This window comes from Burkholderia sp. ABCPW 14 (assembly GCF_001523835.1).
In the GTDB taxonomy this organism is placed as follows: domain Bacteria; phylum Pseudomonadota; class Gammaproteobacteria; order Burkholderiales; family Burkholderiaceae; genus Burkholderia; species Burkholderia mayonis.
Genome location: NZ_LOVS01000206.1, coordinates 1 through 5,633, shown reverse-complemented (window position 1 = coordinate 5,633; position 5,633 = coordinate 1). Strand labels below are relative to the sequence as shown.

Annotated in this window: 3 protein-coding genes; all 3 read right to left on the bottom strand. The window is 53.6% G+C overall.

Going from position 1 to position 5,633, the window contains the following annotated elements:
- Positions 1-862: 862 nt before the first annotated feature.
- Genes WS62_RS31185 through WS62_RS31175 form a run of 3 tightly spaced genes read right to left on the bottom strand, consistent with a single transcriptional unit; the run spans position 863 to position 5,232 of the window.
- Positions 863-2,548, bottom strand: a complete 1,686-nt coding sequence (locus WS62_RS31185; protein ID WP_066579259.1) for an ATP-binding protein — start codon at positions 2,546-2,548, stop codon at positions 863-865.
- Between the two features lie 16 nt (positions 2,549-2,564).
- Positions 2,565-3,788, bottom strand: coding sequence for a DUF4297 family anti-phage-associated protein (locus WS62_RS31180; RefSeq protein WP_066579256.1), 1,224 nt, complete (start codon positions 3,786-3,788; stop codon positions 2,565-2,567).
- A gap of 34 nt (positions 3,789-3,822) precedes the next feature.
- The gene (locus WS62_RS31175; protein WP_066579253.1) at positions 3,823-5,232 is read right to left on the bottom strand and encodes a DUF2130 domain-containing protein; all 1,410 of its coding nucleotides are present in this window, start codon (positions 5,230-5,232) and stop codon (positions 3,823-3,825) included.
- Between the last annotated feature and the right edge of the window lie 401 nt (positions 5,233-5,633).

The following is a 5,633-nucleotide window of genomic DNA, read 5'->3' as shown; positions in this document are numbered from 1 at the left end:
ATAGCCGGTCCAGCCGCCCAGTGCCTGAAGTGCCTTGCGATCGTGCAATTCTTCCTCCTGACCTCTATAGAATCAGGCGTCAGGTTACGCAATCTCCATCAAACCCTCCACGGTTTACTGCGATGAACCTTTTTTTCCGCCTTTCAAACCGGTAGTGCTCATGTCGCCTCCTTTGCTGCAAACATGCCGGACATCGACAAGGCCAACGTTTGGAAGCTATTCGCGATGCCAATGGAATTTATGCTAGGACTTTAATTCGAGATGTGCCAATTAATTTTCCGAAATGCCCTGCGATTTGTATTTTTTATTATATCAACGGAATGAGTCTTTATTTGTCAGTCAGTCAATAATCAAAATTACTGGAATATCGATTCGATAATTGAAATGGTACATGCCCAAAGGACGCTGGCGAAATTAGTCGATCGGGAAACGGCGCGTCTTCGGATGCATGATCCGCGGCGAGTGAGCGCTGACGGTCCGAAATCATGTCAGTCATGGCTGGGAATTCGAACACATGGGCAGCATGCGCGCCATGCAAGCAAAGGCGCGACGGCAGTGCTATCTCGCTGCGGCAAGCACGCGGCGGAGGCAACGGCAGTTGTCGTCTTGGATGCTACCGCCGTGGTGAGCTTGCCGCCTGAGCTGAAATTAGCTGCAATTTAGCTGCAATGTCGGTGCTCGACGAAGGAGGGAAATTGTCGAGGCCTTATCCGGCCCCGGCTGGGATCGAAAAAAGCGGGGAGAACCATGCCAGATAAGGCATCAGAGCCCCCCACTTCCTTACGGGTACGATATTGGAGACAATGGCATTGTCATCGCAGGTATTTTGTAACAATTTGTAGCAAAATATCAAAGGCATAGCTTACTTGTACCACTCGGCCTTGATGGCCGCGAAGTCCATTTCCTTCCATTCCTCCTTCCAGAGCTGCCAATAAGGGATATCGTTGGAAGATGGCGCGTTAGCGCACGGGTCGATCTGGACGATTGACGGAAGGATGATGGATTCACCTACCAGCAGCGCTTCACCTTGCCGGAACGACGTCATCTTGTCGATCAGCGAGCCGAGCGAGTCTGGAAGCAGTTTCTTCACGTATCCTTGGTCTGCCGGATTTGTAAGGCGCATAGCGATGAAGTTGCTGCATTGGGAGAAGATCGTTTCGGATATCTCGGATGGTCGCTGGCTCGCGAGCAGTAAGGTGACGCCGTACTTCCGGCCTTCCTTTGCGATACGTTCGATGGAGACCTTGGACGCCCGGTACTTGGATAGATCGCTGTTTGGCACGTACTTGTGCGCTTCCTCGTAGACCAGCAGGATAGGTACATCGTTGTTGATCTTCTCGCCAGGATTGATGGCACAGCGCAGACGTTTGTAGATGTACCCGTGCTCGAATACCAGGCGTGATATGAGCGAGACAGTGATGCTCAACACCTCGAATGGGACCCCGCTGAGATCGATGACGGTAACGTTCGACTTATTTGGCGACGGGTAACCGAGAAGTGTCTGGAGCGTTTCCTCGAACGTAATACTCTTCGACTTCTCGCCCAAGAAAAAGCCGAGCCTGCTGTCATTAACCTTATTCTCGAGCCGGTTCACGAAGTTGGTCAGCTTTCCGTAAAGGCTACCCTGCGTATACTTTGGCTGTCCGGCCTTTTCCTTATTGCTGGCCGCGTAGACTTCCCCGGTATCGACCATCTCTTCGTTCTTTGCGATTGCGTACGCAAGCACCTCTTTGATGTCGAACAGGATAGGCGTGTCCAGGTGAATCTTTTGCTTTTCGGCTTCCGGGCCGGAGAACTTTGCACGCCGGTCTCGGATGATCGCTTCCTTGAAGATGTTCCTCTGGTTGTGGTCGTTGGCTTCGGTATCGAGGAAGAACTCCTCCAGTTCTTCGCTGTTCAGCATCCAATATGGCAAAACCAGATTCGAGATATCGATGTGGTTTGCGGAAGGGAACGCCGACTTGTACTCCGAGTGAATGTCAAAAACGATCACGTGAGAATTGTTGAGTGAGAAGTTCCCATCCTTCTCCGCTACTGCTTTCTGGATAATAGTAGCCAAGGTGTGCGACTTGCCGGAGCCGGTGGAACCGACCACGGCGATGTGCTTGTTGAAGAACTTGTTTCCGTTGACGGGAACGGGGACGTTCTTATTCGACGCCAGCGTCGCAAAGCGGAACCTCTCCGCTTCAGGGACTGAGTCGTCGTAAATCTTCTTGATGTCGGCGATGGTCGCGGGTTGGACTTCCTTCGGCGGGATCGCAAGCGAATCGCCGCCGCGTTCGAATTTGCCGTCTCTCAGGATGCCAAGCGGAAAGGCTTCGATGATGTGGTCCCGCGTCCCATCCGCGCTGACGACGATCTGGAAATTCTCGATAATGGCTATGAGGACCGCATTCTCGTTGTCTGCAATCTTTACGTAAGAGCCGACCTTCAGCGATTCTTCCGCCAGCTTGAAGTCTTCGAGGTCGTCCACGACAATGCGTACCTTGTCGGGGAAGACAGCGATTACCTGGGCGTTGATTTGGTCTTCTTCCTGTGCGTTTGTCATGCTCATGCGCCTGCGATTAGATGATGGATTTGACGTCCAACAGCCGTTCTACCTGAATCTTGACGTGCCGAACTGCAGGCTTGTCGTAGTCGAAGTAGCTGCTGCCCAAATGGAACTGGTAGATGCGTCGGGTCTTGGTAACCGCATCCACGGTTTGCTCGACGTTGGCCAAGGTGTTCAAGACCTTTATCTTTATCCCATTGCCATGCGTGGCTTTCTGCGTGATTGAGTGGTAATCGAAGTCCGCGCCTTGAAAGTCGTGGCCATCAATGAGCTTGAATCCTTCCGTGCTAAGCTCTCTCTTCAGCGCGAGCAACTCGTCGTCTGCTACGCCGTGGACGTAGATATACGGGCAGAAGGGGGAGGGCTCTCGTGCGGACAGCTTGGCCCACTTCCTAGAAAGCTCGAAAAAGAGGTCCTTGAGGTCGCTCCGGACATACGAGTCAGCGTCCGCTTCGATTAGGAAGAAACGCTCATACGGGGATACGTTGAGCTCGGTAAAGTATTCCTTGCGGAGCGCGGCAAGATGCGCTTTCTTGCCCTTCTTCTCGACGAACCACTCGTTGAACAGGATCGTGGAGGTGTCGATTCTTGCCAGGAACTCCTTCTTCGTGATTGTCCGGTCGGTCGGTACTGCCTTGATCGAGAGCTCGCGGATAACGGCCAACGCGTTGTTGTAGTAAAAGTATTCGGCTGAGAACGGCGTGCCGCCGAAGATCACTCGGACGGCGTCGAGTACCTCGCGATATTGTTCGTCAAACTCCTTTGCCCTAATGTCGATGGTGAAGCGTTTCAGGAATTCCTCGAGATCGGCATCGGAAAGGCCAAGCTCAGAATGGTGGTAGCGCGTAACCTTGGCAGCGCCTTTTCCCTCCGAGTACGTGAGGAAATGCTTTTTCAGGAAATCGACGTCGATGCCGCCATCCAATTTTTCCTGACCCGAAGCGTAGTGGCCCTTAATGGAGTAAGAGATACTTGGTTTCGTTCCCGCCAAGCTTTCCTTGAAGTGGGACACCATGTGCTTTACTGCATCTTTGATTGCGGAGTGGTTGTATTCTGTCTTCGCATAATACTTGCATTGGGTGGCCGTAACCTCGGTTGCGGTCCGGATGTCGATGTCTTCGGTGCATTCGATCTCGACGGAATCGTCCGGCGACGTTAGTTGCAAGACGCTGAGGATTGACAGATCGAACTGGTAAAAATACCCCCGAATAGTGTCAACGGCGCTTCTGTCAGTCATTGCATATCCGATAAAAATTTATTCCATCCCTGATCTATTCGGCATCGGAAGGATTTTGATTCTTGAGCTCGGCAAACTTTGCCGCCATCGTCGGGTTGCCCCGGGTCAGCCGCTTGATAGTCACGTCTTGCGCCTTGTCGTTGGCCAGACGCAGGTTCCGATCGGTGCCGAGTAGGGCCTCCTTGGTCTTCTGCAGATGATCGATCGACTTGTCGATCTCGTCGATCGCCGTCTGAAAACGCCGGGAAGCAAGTTCGTAGTTCTTCCCGAAAGCAGTCTTGAACGACTCGAGTTCGGTTTCGAAGTTCGTGATGTCGATGTTCTGCGCCTTCACAAGCGCCAGTTCCGACTTGTACTTGAGCGAGTTCATCGCCGCATTTCGCAACAGCGTGATGATGGGGATGAAAAACTGCGGCCGGACCACATACATCTTCGGGTAGCGGTGAAACACGTCGACGATCCCGGTGTTGTAGAGCTCACTGTCTGGTTCAAGCAGAGAGACCAGGACGGCGTACTCGCAACCTTTCTCGGTGCGATCCTTATCCAGCTCTTTCAGGAAATCCTCGTTCCTGTTCTTCGTCGCAGTGCGATCGCTCTCGTTCTTCATCTCGAACATAATCGAGACGATCTCCGTTCCGGCCTCGTCCGAATCGCGAAAAATGTAATCGCCCTTGCTGCCCATGCGCGCGTCGTTGTCTTTCTCGAAATACGCACGCGGAAACGCCGTCGCCCGAATGCGGTTGAACTCGGTCTCGCAGTGCTGCTCAAGCGTTTCGCCTACCATCTTTGTCGACAGGCGGGCCTTCATGTCGCGCAGACGTTCGATCGCGTCGTCGCGGTCCTTGATCTGCGTCTCGTACTTGTCCTTCAGCGACTGCTCCGCGAGCTGCTTTTCAAGCGCAGCCCGCGCGAGGCCGCTTTTCAGGTCGTCACGCTCCTTTTCGACCGCACCGACAGCCTCGGTAATCGCGAGCTTCTTCGCAACCTCGATGGCGTCAAGTCTGGCCTTCAGATCTCGGATCTCCGCATCTTTCGCCGCTGCAGTCCTCTGAAGTTCGCTCACCAGCCTTGCCTCGGCTAACTCGGACACGGCAAGTTTGTCACGCTTAGCCTGCTCTAGTTCGTTCGCTAGTGCGTCACTCTCTTTCTCCACGGCGCTTAAGGCTTCGGTCACGGCAAGCTTCCTAGTAACTTCGCCGGCATCGAGCCTAGCCTCCAATTCCTGGATCTCGGAGTCCTTGGCCACGGCAACTTTCTGTAATTCATTGGCGACTTTGGTCGTGGCAAGTTCAATGGCATTCCGCTTATCTTGCTCAGCCAACTCAAGTCGCTCGTGCAATTGCTGTTCGAACTCGCTATCGCGAACCTGCTTCAGGATGTCCGCGTACCCCGCCTCGTCGATCTTGAATGCTTTCCCGCAATGTGGGCAAATGATTTCGTGCATACCTATGTTCCCCTCGCTTTCGTCAGAATCTGCTCGTGCATCTCAGGGACGGCCCTTTCGCCATAAGCATCGCCATCTGGTATCCGACCGGGGGCAACCAATATAAATCAAGCTCTCAAAGCGACGAACTAAAGATTTCATCGTGGCCGGAATGCGTCAGACGCAACCGGCGTTTCTCGCCCCAAGCCGGTCATCCGAGCAGCAGGGCTCCAGCGGCGGCGATCAGCTTAATAGAGGCCCTTTGACGCCCGATGTACAACATTCAGCCAGAGGCTGTTGATGGCGGCGTAAAACCGCGCTTAAACGGCGGCGCAATGCTGAGTAATTTTCTCAAGTACGCAGGGGCCCTCGGGCCCCTTTGACGTGTTGCGACGGCGGTACCGTTCAGAACGGCGGGTCGG